Here is a 17,979-nt window from a genome sequence, read left to right as displayed (position 1 = left end):
TTTAGTGGAGAGAAATTATGAAGAAAGTGCGTTGTTTGAGCATCAATTTTGGTTAAAGGTACTTACTGATCATGCACAATTTTTACTGGATGCATTAGCTCCGAAGGAAAAAGAGGATATAAAAAAAGCTACTTACTTTGTTGAAACATTTACGAATTTGTTAAATAAAGTTCGGAATGTGAATCTGATGGCATTTTCAAAAGAGGCAGAACAAGCCGCTAAGGAGATTCGGGCGTTTAAATTAAATATTATACAGAAACAGCTGGAAGGGAAAATTACGATTCATTTTACGCCAACTTTTATTAATCATATGGTAAACGAAGTGGAAGAGTATATAACAGTTTTAGAGTTTTTGAAGAAAGGGGAAGTTCCGCCTGTTTTTCATGAATTACATTATCATCTCGTTTGGTTAACGGATGCGGCTGGTCATGCAGGCTCTATTTCTGGTGGATTAGATCTTGTTGAAAAAAGATTGAAAGAGAAAAGCGAAGAATTTACGAAGCATTTTGAACAATTTTACTTAAAGGCAGTTGAAATGACAGGGTATTTACGGACAGAGCTGCATCATTTTCCTGCATTAAAGAAGTTTACGAAAGATGTTTCACTTGAATTGAAATTATTTTCGCATTTTTTACATGAAGTGGAAGAGCTCGAGTTATCTCATGAAGTATTAAGTGCATTATCAGCTAGAATGGCAGATCATATGGCAAGAGAAGAATGTTACTACTTATTAAAACTAGCTCAATCGTCTGGACTTGAAATGCCGAAATGTAATCCGCTTTAAAGAAAAAGAGGTCAATTTTATTTGGCCTCTTTTTCTGTTTTATTGTCTCTTTTTATTTTTGCTTGTTCAATGCTTGCCTGTAATGTCTCCATAATATTAATGATGTTCGGAGCTGGAGAGATTGTTTCGGTTTTTTCCTGCTGTTCAATTTTGTTTTCGATTAGTTCGGTAAGGGCTTCTTTATACTCATCTGTATACATCTCTTGTTCAAAAGGATTTGTAAGATGGTGGATTAAATTGATTGCTGCTGTGAGTTCTTGTTTTTGAATCGGATAATTTTCGTTACTTGGTAAGTTAGGTGTATTTGTTATAGCGCGAATTTCATTAGGGTAGTGAATAGTTTGCAACATAAGACCATCCTCAAAGTTACGGATAATAGCTAAATGTTGTTTTTTTCTAATAGAAATATGAATAAGCCCAAGTTTATTTGTACGTTCAAGAGCTTCTTTTAATAATAAATACGATTTTTCATGTCCTGGGGTAGGACCTATAAAATAAGAGCGATCATAAAGAACAGAATCGATTTCGTTATTTTGGACAAAAGATATAATACGAATGGATCGTGGTTCATGAGCTTGTTGTAATTCAGCTAATTCTTTTTCATCCATAATAATATATTTATGAGGTGCGTATTCATAGGCTTTTACAATATCGTTATCATCAATTTCTTCATCCGTACAATCAGGAGCAAATTTTTTATATTTAATAGGTGTTAAACATTCTTTATGGAGGCTTAAAAATTTTATATCGTTTTCTTCTACGGCACTGTATAGTTTAATTCCTATATTTAATAGTCCAAGTGAAAGTGCACCTTTCCAGACGGTATGCAAATGAAACATCTCCTTTCGTTCAAAAATGATTATGTATATTATGAGATAGTAAGAAATTTCCTATACGTTTTTTGTTTTTTACGAAAGGGATTGGGATATAAAATATATTGACAAGCCCTCTGAAATATTTTAATGTGAGTGTATAAAATTGTGTATAAAGGGGAGTAACTTATTACAGTAAAGTCGTCATTACAGGGAGAAACCCTCGGCTTTATTGGCAACGTTTCGTTGTTAGTGAGACCTTTACCAGCAATGGTAAAGGCCCCTTTCTGTCTTTTTGAGGACCCTTACCATATTTGGTAGGGTCCTTTTCGTATACAAAGAGAGGAGATATAAAAATGAAAAAACTTATTAGTAGATTAAGAGTTGTATTTCATGTTCGCCGATTTGTTCCATTCCTATTTGACTTTTTTACTTCAAAAGAGGTTTCAATAAAGAAGAAAATTTTATCTGTTGCTTTTTTAGTTGGTTATGTTGCGATGCCGCTTGATTTAATTCCAGACTTCCTACCGTTTATCGGTATTTTAGATGATATTGGAATTGTGTTATTTATTTTGAACCGAATTGTAAAAATGGCGCCAGTTCAATTACAAGAAAAGCATAACGTAAACGTAGGATAGGAGTTAAAATATGGAGCAAATGATTTTAGATATAATCGAGTTTTTAAAGCAGTTTTCTTATTTTGGAGTTGTATTGGCTTTAACGTTCGAATTTATTCCGGCAGAAGTTGTTTTGCCTATGGTTGGGTATTGGGTATACGAGGGAGATATGAATTTTTGGCTAGCTGTATTAGCTGGAACACTTGGCGGAACGACAGGACCGTTAACGTTATACGCACTTGGTTATTATGGTGGTCGTCCGCTATTAATAAAATACGGAAAATACTTCTTTATTAAAGAAGAACAAATTCAAAAAGCAGATGATTTCTTTGAGAAATATGGACCAGTTGTAGCATTTGTTGGACGCTTTGTACCAGGGGTTCGAACGCTTATTTCTGTTCCGTGTGGTATGGCGAAAATGAACATATGGAAATTTAGCATATATACATTTGTAGCAATGTTCCCGTTAACGACTTTGTATGTTTATTTTGGAATGAAATTAGGTCCGCATTGGGAAAAAGCAGCGGATGTTGTTGGACAATATATGCTACCGATATTAGGAGGCGTTATTCTTATTGTTGCTAGTATCTTTGTCTATAAATATATGAAGAAAAGAAACAAAACGGAATCTATCTAGTCATTTGAATATTTTTTGAAAATAGATGAATAGTACAGGCAAAAGACTCTGAGGGACATACACATATAGGGAATATAAAAGAGAGAGGGGAAACAACTATGTCTTGTGAGTGCTTAGGGTCAGCATTAACTTGTTGTCCAGATAAAAATTATGTGCAAGATAAAGTGTGTAGTCCGTGGTCTGCTACTGTAGTTGCAACAGCAATTGATAATGTTCTCTATACAAATAATATTAACCAAAACGTAGTTGGTACTGGTTTTGTTAAATATGATGTTGGACCAGGCCCAATTACTGTAGAAGCGCTTGATTCTGCTGGGGGTACAATTGATACACAAACATTAAACCCAGGAACGAGTATTGCTTTTACGTATCGTCGCTTTGATAGTATACAAGTTGTGTTACCTGCAACACCTGCTGGAACGTATCAGGGAGAATTTTGTATTACAACACGTTATCCACTTTCATAGCAGAATAGGAGAGGATCGAAATGGGAATGAGAAGTTCCAGTTTGTCTTGTTGTTCTAATAAAACACTTGTGCAAGACCAAGTATGTACAGACTGGTCTATTACAGGTGCTGGTACTCAAATTGTATATACAAATAATATCACGCAAGAAGTATATGGTTCAGGTTACGTGAAATATGATGTAGGTGCGAACCCGATTACAGTTGATTTTTTAGTTGGAGCTACAGTAATTGATACAATTACTGTACAACCGCAAAGTAGTGGTACTTTCACTGTCCGATATTTTACGACTGTTCGAATTACTACGACAGGAACAACTGTTAATCAAGGAGAGTTTTGTATTACTGTACGTTATCCGATTTCATAAAAAAGCATACCGTAAATGGTATGCTTTTTTATTGAGAAAGCAATGAAATTGGTATTCTATAAGCAACATGTAAATTCGCAACAGTACTTACCTTCTAAATATAGTGAAGGGTTACTTTGTATATTGATAATACTGACTGACTCTAAGTCTTTTCCTGTGTAAGATATTGTATTACCAGGAAACACAGTGAAAACATTAGTTACTGCTCCAACAATTTGAATCATAATTGCTTCCGTGCTGCTAGTACTATTGTAAACCGAGACAGTACCTGATATAAGTAGTATCCCATCACTTTGCCACAGTATCATTAATTGTGATCCATCTTTGACAGAGGGGATGGTGTTATTCGTTATGAGGAAATTTCCTGCAAATTCATTTGTTACTCGTTCACAATTTGGATTTGGAGGAGGGGGCGGTGGACAAGGGTCTGGATAAATGATAGATAAAGGAGCGAAACAGCCAATATTTTTTTTGTTCTTCAATACAACCCCTCCTTTTAAGTTGTCTTTTATTACTATTAAATGTAAAAGCATGGCCGATGTGTTAAAAAAAGAAGGAAATATTAAAAATTAAGATTGTCTAATAGGCTTAAACCTTAACTTATCATTAGTGTTATAGAAAAGATTATATGTAAATGGTCATAGGAAAAGAATGATTAGACTCTTTTAGACAAAAGGTGGTTGTATACCATAGTACGAGGAATGTTGGACTTAATTTCTAATTAACTGTATATTTACAAAAATCTAATAAAGTTCATTTGTTATTTAAACGACATTAACATGTATTAGATAAAATAGCCCTTGTAATGAATCAATTATTATGAGGAGGATTCAAGTGGACAGAAATGCTTTAAGAAAAGTAAAAGGCCTTATTGGATTATTAATGGTTTTTGTATTAGCATTCGTATCATTTCCGTGGAGTACATCAGTCAAGGCGGAAGAGAAAAAGCAAGAAAGGGCATCAAGTGAGAAGAAGATAGTTTTTCCAGTTGTAAGTGATGTGCATATTAAAAACAGTGGAACAGATGATACATTTCGCTGGAAAAGAGCGATTGAACAATTTAATACACTAGCACCAAAGCAAGATGCATTTGTTATTGTAGGTGATTTCACGGATACAGGGTCAGTGCAGCAATATGATCGTTTCATGCAAGTGTATAATGAAAATGCAAATAAAGATGCCGTGAGAATGAATTCTCTTGGTAACCATGATTATTGGAACGGTTTATCTGTAGAGGGCGCACAGAAGCGTTTCTTAGAAAAAACAGGTATGGAATCAATTTATTATCATAAAGTGGTAAAAGGTTATCACTTCCTTGTTATGTCTCCCGAGAATGGAACAACTCATGGCTATTATTCGGACAAGCAAATTAATTGGTTAAAAGAAGAAATGGTAAAAGCACAAAAAGATGATCCAGAAAAACCGATTTTTGTATTTTTACATCAGCACATTAAAGATACAGTATACGGTAGCCAAGAATGGGGAACGCAAGATAGCGCAAAAATTAATGCAGTATTAAAAGAATATCCACAAGTTATTACGTTTTCAGGTCATTCACATTATCCGTTAGATGATCCGAGATCGATACATCAAAAAGACTTTACATCAGTTGGTACATCTTCAGTAAGTTATATGGAAGTTGAAGGTGGTAAAGTACAAGGGAATATCCCGCCAGGAGCTAGTACGTTAAGCCAAGGTTTATTAGTAGAAGTAGATGAAGAAGAAGTGACGATTAATCGCCGTGATTTCCATACAAATTCTTGGACAGGCGAGCCTTGGAAAATTAAATTACCAGCAAAGAAAGAAACATTTACACATGTAGAAGATCGTGATAAAGAAAAGCCTTACTTTGCTAAGGATGCAAAGCTTGCTGTATCAAATGTAACAGCAAATGCAGCAACAGTAACATTCCCACAAGCGTTGGACAACCTTCTTGTTCATTCTTACCGTGTACAAGCTAGAGATAAGCAAACGGGAGAAATAAAGAATAAATTGTTAGCATTCTCAGAGTTTTATCGTGATCCAGTGCCGAAAGATCTTACGTTTACGCTTGCAGGGTTAGATGGCGGGAAAACATATACACTTGAAGTCGTTGCAATTGATTCGTTTGGTAATGAAAGTGCGCAACCGTTAACGGCAGAAATTACTACGAAAAAAGATGATATTGATCCGAATGTAAAAGTGCCAAAGGCTGATGTTTTTGATGTGAATTTTGCAGATGGTACATTTAAAGACAATTCACCATTTGGAACAAAAGGTGATGTGAAGGGCAATGTGACTATTGAATATGATAAAGCATTGAAAAAGAATGTTATGAAGTTAAACGGACAATCTAATACATTTGGATACCTTCCATTTTCAGCAGCACAAAAAGAGAAAGTAGCAAATACATTTACGTTAGAAACGGTATTTTCAATGAATCAAATCCGTGGACAAGGTATTTTGCAAAATACAGAGAGCGGTGGAATTGGATTTGAGTCTACAGGAAGCGGCTATGTTGAATTATGGGCTCACATTGGCGGCAGTTATAAACGTGTTGGAGTTCAATTAGAAGCAAACAAAACATATCACTTAACAGGAACGTATAACGGAAGTGAAGTAGCTATTTATGTCGATGGTAAAAAAGTAAATAGCCAACCAGCTACAGGAAAAGTGTATCATCCAAATGTACCATTTGCACTTGGAGCTGATCCTGATAGTAACGGCAATGGTGGTATTCCGTTAAACGGTAAAATCGCGCTTGCGAAATTATATAGTAAAGCGTTAAGTTCTTCAGAAGTATTAGCAGCGTACAATGAGTTTTCTAACCGTACGAAGTTAGAGCAAGTAAATGCGTTATTTGAAGAACTTGGAAAAGTAAAAGAAGTGTTAGCTGGTACGTATGAATTTGGTGATAAGCCAGGTCAATATTCAAAGGAAGCATTTCAAGAACTAGAGAAAAGCTATAATAATGCAAAACAAGTGTTTGAAAATGTAGCAAGTAATGGAGAGCAAATTATTCAAGCGTATAATGAATTAAAAACTGCAAATCAAACATTTATACAATCTAAAGTAGTAGAACAACCGAAAACATTGAAAGAAAAATTACAAGTTCATATTGAATCTGCAAAAGTAGTAGTGAAAAAGGCGCAAGCTGCAAACGTAACGGACGGTTCAGTGAAAGCACTGAGTCAAAAAATTACAGTGGCAGAAGCTGTAGTGAAAGATGTAAAAGTAAAAGATACACAGGTAGAAACAATGAATCGTACGATGGAATATGCAATTTCACTCGTTGAAAAAAGCATAAACAAGTAAGAGAGAAGAAAAGAAGCTTATCATGATAGGCTTCTTTTTTGTTATACTAAAAATAGCATAGAAAAAAGGAGCGAATAATTTGGAACAGAAAAAGCTAAAAAGAATTCTTGAATATGTATGGATCGCGGTTGTGCTCCTTGTAGGATATTATCTCTTAAAAGAGAAAAGTATTTGGGTTTTATTTTTAATGACTTTCTTATTAGCAGGACTAGGAACGTTATTTATTAACTTTTTCTTTGATAGTTTGAATGCCTGGAAGAATAAAAAGAAGGGAACGAAGTAAAGGAGGGAATATATGCAAAAGTGGAAGCTCATATATCAGGTGATTATTTTTCTATTGCTTGTAGGTATTGGAATGGTTAAATACTCGACATCAATAGGAAATTGGGCATGGTTTACAGCTTGCATCGGCATATTTTTCATTTTACAATCGTTGACGAAAAAATATAATAGTACAGAAAGATAGCTCGCCGCTAAAACGGCGAGCTATTTTGTTATGCTTTTTTCTTTTCATCATTTGTTTTTTCAATAGCTAAATGACTATGTTTCCTAGAGTAGAAGAAATAGAAGCATAAGCCGACTATAAGCCAAACTGCAAAGCTAATCCATGTTGTTTTAGACAAATTGATCATTAAATATAAGCAGCAAAGAATCGCGACAACTGGTAATACAGGTACGAAAGGTGTACGGAATCCACGTTTTAAATCAGGGTGTGTTTTTCGTAAAATAAGTACTGCGCAGCAAACGAATGTAAAGGCTGTTAACGTGCCGATGTTTACTAAATTCGCTAGCAAATGTAAGTCTAAAAGGCCTGCTAATAAAGCAGCAACAACGCCAGTAATCCACGTATTTAATAAAGGGATTTTTACTTTTTTATTTACACGTGCTAACGCTTTTGGAAGTAAACCGTCACGGCTCATCGCATACGAAACGCGAACTTGTCCATACATAACGACTAAGAGAACGGTTGTCATTCCAGTCATCGCTCCAACAGCGAGTAGTCCTGCAATTGTATCCTCACCAACGAAATGCAATGCAAATGCAACTGGATCAGAAACGTCTAATTGCGTATAAGGAACCATACCTGTTAAAACGAAAGATACGATCATATATAAAACAGTACAAATAAGAAGAGAACCGATAATACCAATTGGTAAGTCACGCTGCGGTTTTTTCGTTTCTTCTGCAGCTGTTGCGATTGCATCAAATCCTAAGAAGGCGAAGAACACAGTGGCAGCCCCAGTAATAATACCGTCGTATCCGAATGGGATGAACGGTGTCCAGTTTTCGGGTTTTACATATTTTGCACCTGCTACGATAAAGGCGATAATAACGGCTAACTTGATAAGAACCATAATATTATTAATGCGTGCGCTTTCGCGTATACCAAAACTTAAAAGGCCCGTAATAAGAAGTAAAATACAGACAGCAGGTAAATCGATGAGACCACCTTTTCCTACGCCGGGGGCCGAGGCGATTATGGCGGGCAGGTGTATATTGAACCCTTGTAGTAATGATTGCAAATAACCAGACCAACCGACAGCTACTGCTGCAACGGCAAGTAAATATTCGAGCATTAAACACCATCCGACGATGAAGGCGACGACTTCTCCGACTGTCATGTATGCGTAAGTATACACACTTCCTGAGACAGGAATAGAAGAAGCAAATTCAGCGTAACAAAAGGCTACACAAGCACAAGTAAATGCAGCAATAAGGAATGATAGCATAATACCAGGACCAGAATGTTTTGCTGCAACAATACCTGTTAATACAAAGATCCCTGTCCCAATTACGGCGCCGATTCCTAAAAATGTTAAATCGAGTGCAGTTAATGTTCTAGCTAGCTGCTTTGGTGATTCAGTACTAAGCGCTTTTTTTCGTAATAATGACTTCACTTTGGACTCTCCCCCCGTTTTTTCATTTCCATAACTGCGACTATAGTATGAGCCCATTAAAAAAGAGTAAGTAAGGAAGTGGAGGTGCAGTTATGGTATGTAGTTTTTTAAAATTGCTGGATTAATCTTAATATAATTCAGAATATTTTGTCAAATAAAAATATGACAAATAAAATGCGGATCAATAGGGGAAACTACTTGCAGAAATGGACGGGGGTTAACGACCCACTGATTAAAGTTAAAGTAGGAGCAGATGCTATGTTATTTTATTTTGAACTTGTCGTCATTTTACTTTGTACGAAATTAGCTGGTGACATTAGTGTAAGACTTGGTCAGCCTTCTGTACTTGGTAAGTTAATTGTCGGTATTATTATCGGTCCGGCTGTACTTGGTATTATTAATAGTTCTGAACTGATTGATGAATTGAGTGAGATTGGTGTTTTGTTACTTATGTTTATGGCGGGACTTGAAACAGATTTAGAAGAGTTAAATCGGAATTTGAAATCGTCGTTTGCAGTAGCGGCCGGTGGAATTATTTTTCCTTTCATCGGTGGTTATGTAACAGGATTGCTGTTTGGATTAATACAATCCCATGCCATTTTTTTAGGGTTATTACTTTGCGCAACATCGGTTAGTATTACGGTGCAGACGCTACGTGATCTAGGAAAAATGAATACGAGAGAAAGTACAACAATTTTAGGTGCTGCCGTATTTGATGATGTCATTGTCGTTATTTTATTAGCATTTGTAATGAGTTTTTTAGGAACACAAGATGTGAATATAACACTGGTCATTGTAAAGAAAATTATTTTCTTTGTAAGTATTGTTTTTATTGCTTGGAAAGTCGTTCCTTGGATTATGAAAATGCTTGTCCCGCTTCGTGTAACAGAAGCGTTAATTAGTGCAGCTCTTATTATTTGCTTCTCTTTTTCTTATTACAGTGAAATGATGGGAATTGCAGGCATTATTGGAGCATTCGCAGCAGGAATTGCTATTTCTCAAACAGAGTATAAGCATGAAGTGGAACATAAAATTGAACCGATCGCTTATGCAATATTTGTTCCAGTATTCTTCGTAAGTATCGGAATGGAAATTACATTTCAAGGCATTGGAAGCCAGCTTTGGTTCATTATTATTATGACTCTCATTGCGATTTTCACAAAGTTAATCGGATCAGGTTTAGGAGCAAGGCTGACAGGGTTTAATCTCCAATCTTCTATTAGTATTGGCGCGGGGATGGTATCACGTGGTGAAGTAGCGCTTATCATCGCTGCAAATGGACTTACGGCGAATTTATTAGCGAAAGAAAATTTCACAGCGATTGTTATTGTTGTTATATTGACGACGATTATTACACCGCCACTTTTGAAGAAATATTTTGTATAGACGGGAAGGGCTTATCTGATGTAGGTAAGCTCTTTTTTATTCCCAAAAGCAATAGTCATATAGCATGAAGGGTTTGTAATTATGGTAAAATCTATGTATGTGATATGACAAGGAGAGGGAAGTGTGAAGATTACGAAGGAGAAGGTTATCGGTGTAATCGTACTTATTGCAGTATGTATACCATTTACTGCATGGAAAGAATCAAAAGTGAAAGATTTTCCGGTTTCTATTTTTTCGGAAGAAGCAGATGGTGAGTACGGTCAGAAGCTGAAATATACTGCTTTTTTACCTGATGTTGCGATTTGGATGAACGGTTGGGAAAAGAAGTGGACAGAAGGGGAAAGAACTGTTTATCAAAAAGGGAATCGCATTGTAAATGTGTTTCATCCTCCTGGCGATGATGGTTATTACCTTCTTGAAGCAAGAGAAAATAAGTGAACGCAACCGTAAGAAGTGGAGGTTAAATAGTGAAAGCTTCAACATTACTATTTAAAATTGAAAGTAATATGGATCAATTTTCACCAGCTGAGAAGAAGGTTGCCATGTACATAATGGAGAATGCAGAGATTATACCGAATTTAACGACGAAAGAAGTGTCAACGAATGCAGGCGCAAGTGAAGCGAGTGTCGTTCGCTTTTGTAAATCGATTGGAATCGGAAGTTTTAAAGCATTTAAGATAGCACTCGTTCGTGAATTAACGATTGCTGATTATAATATTAACGATTTTTCAGTGATGAATACAGAAGATGGACCGTATGATTTATTTAATAAAGTTACTTATGTGAATAAAGCTGCAATTGAGGCGAGTGTTACTGCAATAGATAAGAGGGAACTTGAGAAAGCTGCAGATCTTATTGTAAATGCGAATAAAATTATATTTTACGGCGTAGGCGGATCAGCTACGCCAGCAATGGACGGGGCTTATAAATTTACGCGGCTTGGATTTACAGCGATGATGCTATCTGATTTTCATATGATGTTGCCGCTTGTGACAAATTTAAAAGAAGGCGATATATTTGTTGCGATTTCAACATCTGGTCGAACGAAAGATGTGCTTGAAATGGCGCAGTATGCAAAGAGACAAGGTGCAACTGTTATTGGAATTACGAAATTAGATCAATCATCACCCCTATATAAAGAAGCGGATATTCGCCTTTGTATGCCAGATGTAGAACAAGATCATCGTATTGCGAGTATTGCTTCGAGAATGACGCAACTGAATATGATTGATGCTTTATATGTTATTACTTTCAATCGAATTGGTAATAAAGTATTGGATCAATTTATGGAGACGCGAGAAGAAGCGCTGCGGTTACGGAAGTTAAAGTAGAAGAAAAGATGAGGAGACTCATCTTTTTTTTATCCCGTTAACGGGTAGTAAGCCCCCCACTTCAAAATTCAGCGGAAGCAAAGAAAGTTAGGTGGGGGATCAACTGCCCGTAAAAGCCCGATTGGTGCGGGCTAATAATCAGTGGGGATGAACAAAACCCCACTGATTAAAGTTTCACTTTATGATCTTTGACAAAAATATGTCATGTAGTGAAATTTTATTTCATAAAATAAGAAAGAGTTATTGATTTTTAGTTTCTTAAAGTTATAATAAAAGTGTGAAATATAATTTCAAAGAGGGTGGCAATATGTTAGAAAATTTATCGACAGAACATCGTAATGAGAAAACAATGAATCTGGATGAAATGAGCATAAAAGAAGTGTTGCAAAGTATGAATGAAGAAGATCGAACTGTTGCGTTAGCAGTTGAAAAAGAGATAGAACAAATTGAAAAGGTTGTACAGACTGTTATTAAATCTTTTGAAGAAGAGGGACGCTTAATTTACATTGGTGCTGGTACGAGTGGTCGTTTAGGTATTCTAGATGCAGTGGAATGTCCGCCGACATTTGGCACGGATGATAAAATGGTGCAAGGGTTTATAGCAGGTGGATTGAAAGCGTTTACTAAAGCGGTGGAAGGTGCCGAAGATCGCGAAGAGTTAGCGGAAGAAGATTTAAAAAGTATTGGATTAAATGAGAAAGATACAGTGATTGGAATTGCTGCAAGTGGCAGAACTCCTTACGTAATCGGCGGCTTGAAATACGCACAGAGCGTAGGAGCGAGTACAGCGAGTATTTCTTGTAATAAAAATGCTGAAATAAGTAAATATGCAAAGTTAAATGTGGAAGTAGAGACAGGTGCAGAAATATTAACAGGATCAACGCGTTTAAAAGCTGGTACAGCACAAAAATTAGTGCTGAATATGATTTCAACAGCTTCGATGATTGGTGTAGGAAAAGTATATAAAAACTTAATGGTAGATGTTCAATCCACAAATGAAAAGTTAGTAGAACGGTCAAAAAGAATTATTGTGGAAGCAACAGGCGCTAGTTATGAAGTAGCGACAGAGTATTATGAAAAGGCAGAACGTAACGTAAAAGCTGCAATTGTTATGGTGTTGTTGCAGTGCGAATATGGGGAAGCACTGGAGAAACTAAAATACGCTAAAGGGTTTGTGAAGAAAGCACTATAAAATAATAGGGAGGGGGATTCTATTATGAAGAAAGAAGAGAGAATGGCCAAGGAAATTTCGGAGCAACTTGGAGGAATAAAAAATATTCGTAGTATTGCTCATTGTATGACGAGACTACGATTAACGCTTCATGATGAAAGTAAAGTAAACATGGACCTTTTGAAAAAAGTTGAAGGCGTTATGGGTGTTATAGAAGATGAGACGCTTCAAGTTGTCGTTGGTCCAGGAACAGTAAATAAAGTAGCAGCTGAAATGGAAGGTTTGACAGGACTACGAATTGGTGAGGTAGCAGATCATCACCTTGAAGATATTGGGCAAGAGATGAAATCAGAGATTAAGAAGAAAAATAATACACCGGTGAAAAACTTTTTACGAAAAATAGGGAGTATTTTCATCCCATTAATTCCAGGTCTTGTTGCGTCAGGAATTATAAACGGGGTTGCTAACTTTGCGAAAAACGCTGGTGCTGATCCAAATGCAACGTGGTTACAAATGTTACTACTCATTGGCGGCGGTATCTTTACATTCTTAGGAATTTTAGTCGGCTGGAATACAGCGAAAGAATTTGGCGGGACACCGGTTCTTGGGGCAATTGCTGGTATTCTAATTTTCAATCCGGCGATGGCAAACGTAAAATTGTTTGGTGAAGCATTAGTGCCTGGAAGAGGCGGATTGTTTGCAGTTATTTTTGCAGCATGGCTTATGGTTGTAGTGGAAAGACAAGTTCGAAAAGCAGTGCCGAATGCAGTTGATATAATCGTGACGCCACTCATTACTGTATTAGTTGTAAGTATCGTAACGATGTTAGCCATTCAGCCATTAGCAGGTTTCTTATCAGATGGTATTACGAGCGGAATTAATGCTATTTTAAATATTGGCGGAGCATTTGCTGGCGCAGTACTTGCAGGAACATTTTTACCGCTCGTTATGGTCGGATTGCATCACGGTTTAACACCAATTCATATGGAATTTATTAATCAAACACAGGTAACACCTTTATTACCAGTACTCGCAATGGCTGGTGCTGGCCAAGTGGGCGCAGCAATTGCGATTTATGTGAAAACAAAAAACAAGCGACTTCGAAATGTAATTAAAGGTGGATTGCCAGTTGGCTTTTTAGGAATTGGTGAGCCGTTATTATACGGGGTGACATTACCACTTGGGAAACCGTTTATTACTGCTTGTTTAGGAGCGGCTGTCGGTGGTGCATTCCAAGCAGTTATGCAAACAGCTTCTCTTGGAATTGGCGTATCAGGGCTATCTTTAATTCCATTAATTGCTGACAATAAATATTTACTATATTTCTTAGGTTTAGTAATTGCATATGCTTTCGGATTTATCTTTACGTACTTCTTCGGATTTAAAGAAGAAATGGCAGAAAACATATAGAGAAAGGGATTCCTTTCTCTTTTTCTATTAATAGAAAGGGAGATTTATATGATCGGAGTTTCCATTTATCTTTCAAAAGAACGAGTAGAGAAACAAGAAGAGTGGCTAAAAGTAGCGAAGGAAAATGGGTTTACATCTATTTTTACATCACTGCACATTCCAGAAGATGATCCAAATACGTATAAAGAGTTAATTCAAATATTAGGGAAACAAGCTCTTGCACATGAAATGGAGTTAATGGTTGATGTTTCTCCAAAATCGTTACACCATTTAGGGCTAACATATGAAAATGTGGAAGAACTATTGGACTGGGGCATTACCGGTTTAAGAATGGATTACGGCATTGCGCCAAAAGAAATTGCAAGCGTATCTCATAAGATGAAAGTAGCTTTAAATGCGAGTACGATTACAAAGCCATTTTGGAAAGAATTACTTGCAGAACATATAAGAGTAGAGAATGTAGAAGCATGGCATAATTTTTACCCACGTCCAGAGACAGGACTAGCAAAGTCCTTCTTACAAAAGCAAAATCAATATTTACAGAAGTGTGGAATAAAGACGATGGCATTTATTCCAGGAGATGCGGAAAAACGAGGTCCGTTATATGAAGGGTTACCAACGTTAGAAAAACATCGCAATATGCGCCCGCTTGAAGCGTACTTAGAACTTGTTCAAGATTGTGGTGTTGATAAAGTATTGATTGGAGATATAAGCGCAAGTTTGGAAAGTATGCAAGAAGTAGCTAGTGCAAGTAGAGGGATTATTCCATTGCGTTACAAATCATTTATAACTGATAAAGAAGTATTAAAAGTGGTAGAGCAAGTGCATACAAATAGACTAGATCCAGCTCGTGATGTTATTCGATCTGTAGAATCAAGGGAAGGAAATAGAGTGGTGTTACAGCCGATGCATACAATTGTAAGAAAGAAAGGCAGTATTACAATTGATAATGAATTGTACGGTAGATATGCAGGGGAGATGCAAGTTGCCACACATGATTTACTTGTAGATAAGAAAGTGAATGTTGTTGGAATGGTTGTGGAAGAGGACGTTTCTTTGCTGCCCTATATTGGCGCTGGAAAAATGTTTCAACTTTTTTTATGCGATAGAATAAAAGCTTGAATTAGCGCTATTTTGTAAGAAAACATTATCCGTGAAAGGGATAATGTTTTTTGTTTTCTTTAAAAAAGTATTTGACGAATGAAATAAAATACCGTATTGTTTTGACTTGTGAATAAAAGTTCACCATAACAAAACAAAAAGGAGAGTTCAAAATGAATCAATATATTGGGAATTTAATTATTCGTATCGTGTTAGGAGTTACGTTCTTTGCACACGGTTTAGCAAAGTTTCAATCAGGTATCGATAATGTAGCAGGATGGTTTACAAGCATCGGTTTACCAGGTGGCCTTGCATACGGCGTAGCAACTGTAGAATTAGTTGGTGGTATATTATTAATTATCGGTTTAGGTGTACGATATGTAGGATTGTTATTCGCTCTTATTTTAGCTGGAGCTATCGTAAAGGTAAATGGAGCAGCAGGTTTATTAGGAGATGGAAAGAATCCAGGATATGAATTAGATCTTGCATTATTATCAATGGGTGCGTATTTATTCGTAGTAAAAGCAGAAGGATATGTAGATCGTTTCTTAAAAGAGAAAGTAATGAAAACGAAGTAAATTTTATTTATAATTGTTGACTTGAAGAAGTATTGTAACTATAATGATTACAACAAATAGATTAAGAGTAAAACAATTTAAATATTTTTTTACACAAGATGTAACTATGTCAGTTACGTCTTGTGTAAAAATAAATAAACGGGAGGAAGTAATATGCCTAAATCAAATTTAGAAATTATTCAAAGCACGTATGAAGGATCAGCGTCTTCGAATGCAAAGCATTTAGCAGAAGCCTTCTCTGAAAAAGTGGAATGGACAGAGGCAGAAGGTTTCCCGTACGGCGGAACATATAAAGGCGTAGAAGCTATAATGGAAAATGTATTTAGCCGTTTAGGATCAGACTGGGATGATTATAAAGCAAGTGTAAATACATATCATGAAGTAAACGGAAAAGATGTAATTATTGCTGAAGGTATGTATTCTGGAGTTTATAAAGAAACAGGAAAATCATTTGAAGCAGAATTTGTTCATGTATGGCAGCTTGAAAATGGAAAAATCGTGAAGTTTAAGCAATATGTAGATAGTCATATTGTTAGGGAAGCGATGAAGAGCTAATGCTTTTTAAATGGATTGTAGGTATATGTATTACCATTATGGTAATCATCTCTTCTATAGTTGGCGGAAAGAAATTGCTTGCATATGTGGAAAAAGAAAATAAAAATATTCAAACCGAGCGAGCGGCAAACGAAAAAGAGAAAAAAGCTGCAGAAGAAGCCCCGCAAATTAGTGAAGGTGAAATTATTTTTACTATGCATAAAATGGTGCACCAAAAGGTAAAATCCTCTGAAAAATGGGGATTTGTAGAAATGACAAAAAAGGAAATTTCTAATGTAAAAAGGGATATTGAAAATAGTACAGGTTTTCAATATAAAATGAAGTTACTTTCTATTATAAATAGATGGGAAAAAGGAGATTTTTCTCAAACTGTTGAGGAGCATAACTTTTTATGGAGCCTTCAAGGTGGAGATACTGGTAAGGCGACGGAACGTTTATCGCCAGAAGAGGAAAAGCAGTATATAAAAGAAATGAAGAATAAATAAAAACATCGCCAACCCAGATGACGATGTTTTTTCATTAAGAATGTTTTCGTATTAAAGGTCTAGTTGGCTGAACGGCAACAGTTTTGAAATGAGAAAATAAATAACATCCTGTTACAACGACAATTGTCCCTAAAATTTGTATCCACGTTAATTCTTCTCCGAGAAATATGAATGCTAAAATGGCTGTGAAAATTGGATTGAAGTTTAGAAAAATACCTGATGTAGTTGCGCCTAATTTTTGTACGCCAATATTCCAAAATACCATACAAAGAACTGTCGAAATAAGCCCAGTATATAAAAGTGATGTGATGAAAGAAGTATTTATATTTGAAACAGTGAAGCTACCTATGTTAAACGGTAGTAATAAAATAACGCCGAAAATACCAGAGTACAACGTTGCCATAAGTGGTGTAGTTGTTTTTGTTGCCCATTTACTACAAACAGAATAGATTCCCCAAATACAAACTGCTGCAATCATCCATAAATCACCGCTATTAAAATGTAGTGAAAATAAAAGCGAGAAATCACCTTTTAATAGGACGAGGATAACCCCGAAGAATGAAAGAATCATGGATAGGATTTGAAGTGTATTTACTTTTTCTTTTAGAAATAATACTGAAAATAATGCGATTGAAATTGCATTCAATGTAGAGATAAGACCTACATTCGTAGCGGATGTTTTTTCTAATGCTAAAAATTGAAAAATGTTAAAAAGAGCGACCCCTGAAATTCCCATCAATATTAAAGGAAGTATTGCGGTACGTGGTGGAAGGATTTTCTTTTCTTTAAACCATACCATTGGTAATAAACAAACAATCGCAATCATCCATCTTAAATTTGTCAGTGTCATCGGCGATGCATGATCGACGAGTGATTTTCCAACGACAAAATTTCCTCCCCATAATAAGCTCGTTAGTAATAGTAAAAAGACGTAAAAATAAGGCATGCTAAAATCCCCTTTTTTATAATCAATACGAATTGTAAATAATTTTAGCATTTTTCTTTATTATGTAATATATTCTTTTGTATAATGGTAAAAACTCGATAAAATTTTTATCTGTGAATGATATTTACAGAATGATATTCAG

At 35.8% G+C, this 17,979-nt stretch carries 21 protein-coding genes; 17 read left to right on the top strand and 4 right to left on the bottom strand.

From position 1 onward, the window contains the following. Positions 1 to 4 precede the first annotated feature (4 nt). Positions 5 to 784 (top strand): DUF2935 domain-containing protein, encoded by a 780-nt coding sequence (locus HMAS_RS20015; RefSeq protein ID WP_000440975.1) that lies wholly within the window; start codon positions 5 to 7, stop codon positions 782 to 784. Positions 785 to 801: 17 nt separating this feature from the next. Here HMAS_RS20015 and HMAS_RS20010 read toward each other — a convergent pair whose 3' ends face one another. Continuing rightward, positions 802 to 1,614 carry a Ku protein gene (locus tag HMAS_RS20010; RefSeq protein WP_000557745.1) on the bottom strand — a complete coding sequence of 271 codons (813 nt, stop codon included), beginning with the start codon at positions 1,612 to 1,614 and terminating at the stop codon, positions 802 to 804. 338 nt (positions 1,615 to 1,952) lie between these two features. Between HMAS_RS20010 and HMAS_RS20005 the strand changes: the two genes are divergently transcribed. The 4 genes from HMAS_RS20005 to HMAS_RS19990 all read left to right on the top strand — a co-directional run bounded on the left by HMAS_RS20005 (position 1,953) and on the right by HMAS_RS19990 (position 3,682). Next, positions 1,953 to 2,234 carry a YkvA family protein gene (locus tag HMAS_RS20005; RefSeq protein ID WP_000733852.1) on the top strand — a complete coding sequence of 94 codons (282 nt, stop codon included), beginning with the start codon at positions 1,953 to 1,955 and terminating at the stop codon, positions 2,232 to 2,234. Positions 2,235 to 2,244: 10 nt separating this feature from the next. Next, positions 2,245 to 2,850, top strand: a complete 606-nt coding sequence (locus tag HMAS_RS20000) for a DedA family protein (protein ID WP_000437066.1) — start codon at positions 2,245 to 2,247, stop codon at positions 2,848 to 2,850. A gap of 98 nt (positions 2,851 to 2,948) precedes the next feature. Then, a complete protein-coding gene (locus HMAS_RS19995; protein ID WP_025709945.1) occupies positions 2,949 to 3,317 on the top strand; it encodes a DUF3992 domain-containing protein in 369 nt (122 codons plus the stop codon). 20 nt (positions 3,318 to 3,337) lie between these two features. Further along, on the top strand, positions 3,338 to 3,682 hold the full coding sequence (locus HMAS_RS19990) for a DUF3992 domain-containing protein (RefSeq protein ID WP_000525814.1): 345 nt from the start codon (positions 3,338 to 3,340) through the stop codon (positions 3,680 to 3,682). A 56-nt stretch (positions 3,683 to 3,738) separates the two neighbouring features. Here the strand turns inward: HMAS_RS19990 and HMAS_RS19985 are convergent, their stop codons facing one another. Further along, positions 3,739 to 4,164: an S-Ena type endospore appendage gene (locus HMAS_RS19985; protein ID WP_000791330.1), complete on the bottom strand. Its 426-nt coding sequence runs from the start codon at positions 4,162 to 4,164 to the stop codon at positions 3,739 to 3,741. A gap of 352 nt (positions 4,165 to 4,516) precedes the next feature. Between HMAS_RS19985 and HMAS_RS19980 the strand changes: the two genes are divergently transcribed. From HMAS_RS19980 to HMAS_RS27810, 3 genes are all read left to right on the top strand, one after another. Then, positions 4,517 to 6,976: a LamG-like jellyroll fold domain-containing protein gene (locus HMAS_RS19980; RefSeq protein ID WP_025709946.1), complete on the top strand. Its 2,460-nt coding sequence runs from the start codon at positions 4,517 to 4,519 to the stop codon at positions 6,974 to 6,976. 79 nt (positions 6,977 to 7,055) lie between these two features. Next, a complete protein-coding gene (locus tag HMAS_RS19975; protein WP_000435803.1) occupies positions 7,056 to 7,259 on the top strand; it encodes a hypothetical protein in 204 nt (67 codons plus the stop codon). 12 nt (positions 7,260 to 7,271) lie between these two features. Then, a complete protein-coding gene (locus tag HMAS_RS27810) occupies positions 7,272 to 7,442 on the top strand; it encodes a hypothetical protein (RefSeq protein ID WP_001174840.1) in 171 nt (56 codons plus the stop codon). 28 nt (positions 7,443 to 7,470) lie between these two features. Here the strand turns inward: HMAS_RS27810 and HMAS_RS19970 are convergent, their stop codons facing one another. Continuing rightward, the gene (locus HMAS_RS19970) at positions 7,471 to 8,931 is read right to left on the bottom strand and encodes an amino acid permease (protein WP_002197441.1); all 1,461 of its coding nucleotides are present in this window, start codon (positions 8,929 to 8,931) and stop codon (positions 7,471 to 7,473) included. Positions 8,932 to 9,036: 105 nt separating this feature from the next. Here HMAS_RS19970 and HMAS_RS19965 point away from each other — a divergent pair, with 105 nt between their 5' ends. From HMAS_RS19965 to HMAS_RS19925, 9 genes are all read left to right on the top strand, one after another. After that, a complete protein-coding gene (locus tag HMAS_RS19965; RefSeq protein WP_061113410.1) occupies positions 9,037 to 10,260 on the top strand; it encodes a cation:proton antiporter in 1,224 nt (407 codons plus the stop codon). 123 nt (positions 10,261 to 10,383) lie between these two features. After that, entirely contained in the window at positions 10,384 to 10,698 is a 315-nt protein-coding gene (locus HMAS_RS19960; protein WP_000704958.1) for a hypothetical protein, read from the top strand. A 29-nt stretch (positions 10,699 to 10,727) separates the two neighbouring features. Continuing rightward, complete coding sequence (locus tag HMAS_RS19955; protein ID WP_025709947.1) at positions 10,728 to 11,591, top strand: MurR/RpiR family transcriptional regulator; 864 nt, start codon at positions 10,728 to 10,730, stop codon at positions 11,589 to 11,591. Between the two features lie 307 nt (positions 11,592 to 11,898). Continuing rightward, entirely contained in the window at positions 11,899 to 12,783 is an 885-nt protein-coding gene (gene murQ / locus HMAS_RS19950; protein ID WP_000892348.1) for an N-acetylmuramic acid 6-phosphate etherase, read from the top strand. A 24-nt stretch (positions 12,784 to 12,807) separates the two neighbouring features. Continuing rightward, the gene (locus HMAS_RS19945; RefSeq protein ID WP_000711297.1) at positions 12,808 to 14,172 is read left to right on the top strand and encodes a PTS transporter subunit EIIC; all 1,365 of its coding nucleotides are present in this window, start codon (positions 12,808 to 12,810) and stop codon (positions 14,170 to 14,172) included. A 48-nt stretch (positions 14,173 to 14,220) separates the two neighbouring features. Then, positions 14,221 to 15,294: a DUF871 domain-containing protein gene (locus HMAS_RS19940; RefSeq protein ID WP_025709948.1), complete on the top strand. Its 1,074-nt coding sequence runs from the start codon at positions 14,221 to 14,223 to the stop codon at positions 15,292 to 15,294. A 152-nt stretch (positions 15,295 to 15,446) separates the two neighbouring features. Beyond that, complete coding sequence (locus HMAS_RS19935) at positions 15,447 to 15,851, top strand: DoxX family protein (protein WP_001077751.1); 405 nt, start codon at positions 15,447 to 15,449, stop codon at positions 15,849 to 15,851. Between the two features lie 153 nt (positions 15,852 to 16,004). Further along, complete coding sequence (locus tag HMAS_RS19930; protein WP_001126697.1) at positions 16,005 to 16,406, top strand: nuclear transport factor 2 family protein; 402 nt, start codon at positions 16,005 to 16,007, stop codon at positions 16,404 to 16,406. Beyond that, positions 16,406 to 16,891, top strand: coding sequence for a PRK06770 family protein (locus tag HMAS_RS19925; RefSeq protein ID WP_000897989.1), 486 nt, complete (start codon positions 16,406 to 16,408; stop codon positions 16,889 to 16,891). Before HMAS_RS19930 ends, HMAS_RS19925 begins: the two co-directional genes overlap by 1 nt. 34 nt (positions 16,892 to 16,925) lie before the next feature. Here the strand turns inward: HMAS_RS19925 and HMAS_RS19920 are convergent, their stop codons facing one another. Beyond that, positions 16,926 to 17,837 carry a DMT family transporter gene (locus tag HMAS_RS19920; protein WP_001146239.1) on the bottom strand — a complete coding sequence of 304 codons (912 nt, stop codon included), beginning with the start codon at positions 17,835 to 17,837 and terminating at the stop codon, positions 16,926 to 16,928. Positions 17,838 to 17,979 lie beyond the last annotated feature (142 nt).

It is taken from the genome of Bacillus sp. HMA207 (assembly GCF_003402455.1).
In the GTDB taxonomy this organism is placed as follows: domain Bacteria; phylum Bacillota; class Bacilli; order Bacillales; family Bacillaceae_G; genus Bacillus_A; species Bacillus_A cereus.
Note: the sequence above shows the minus strand (reverse complement) of the source record. Positions and strands in the feature narration are given on the sequence as shown.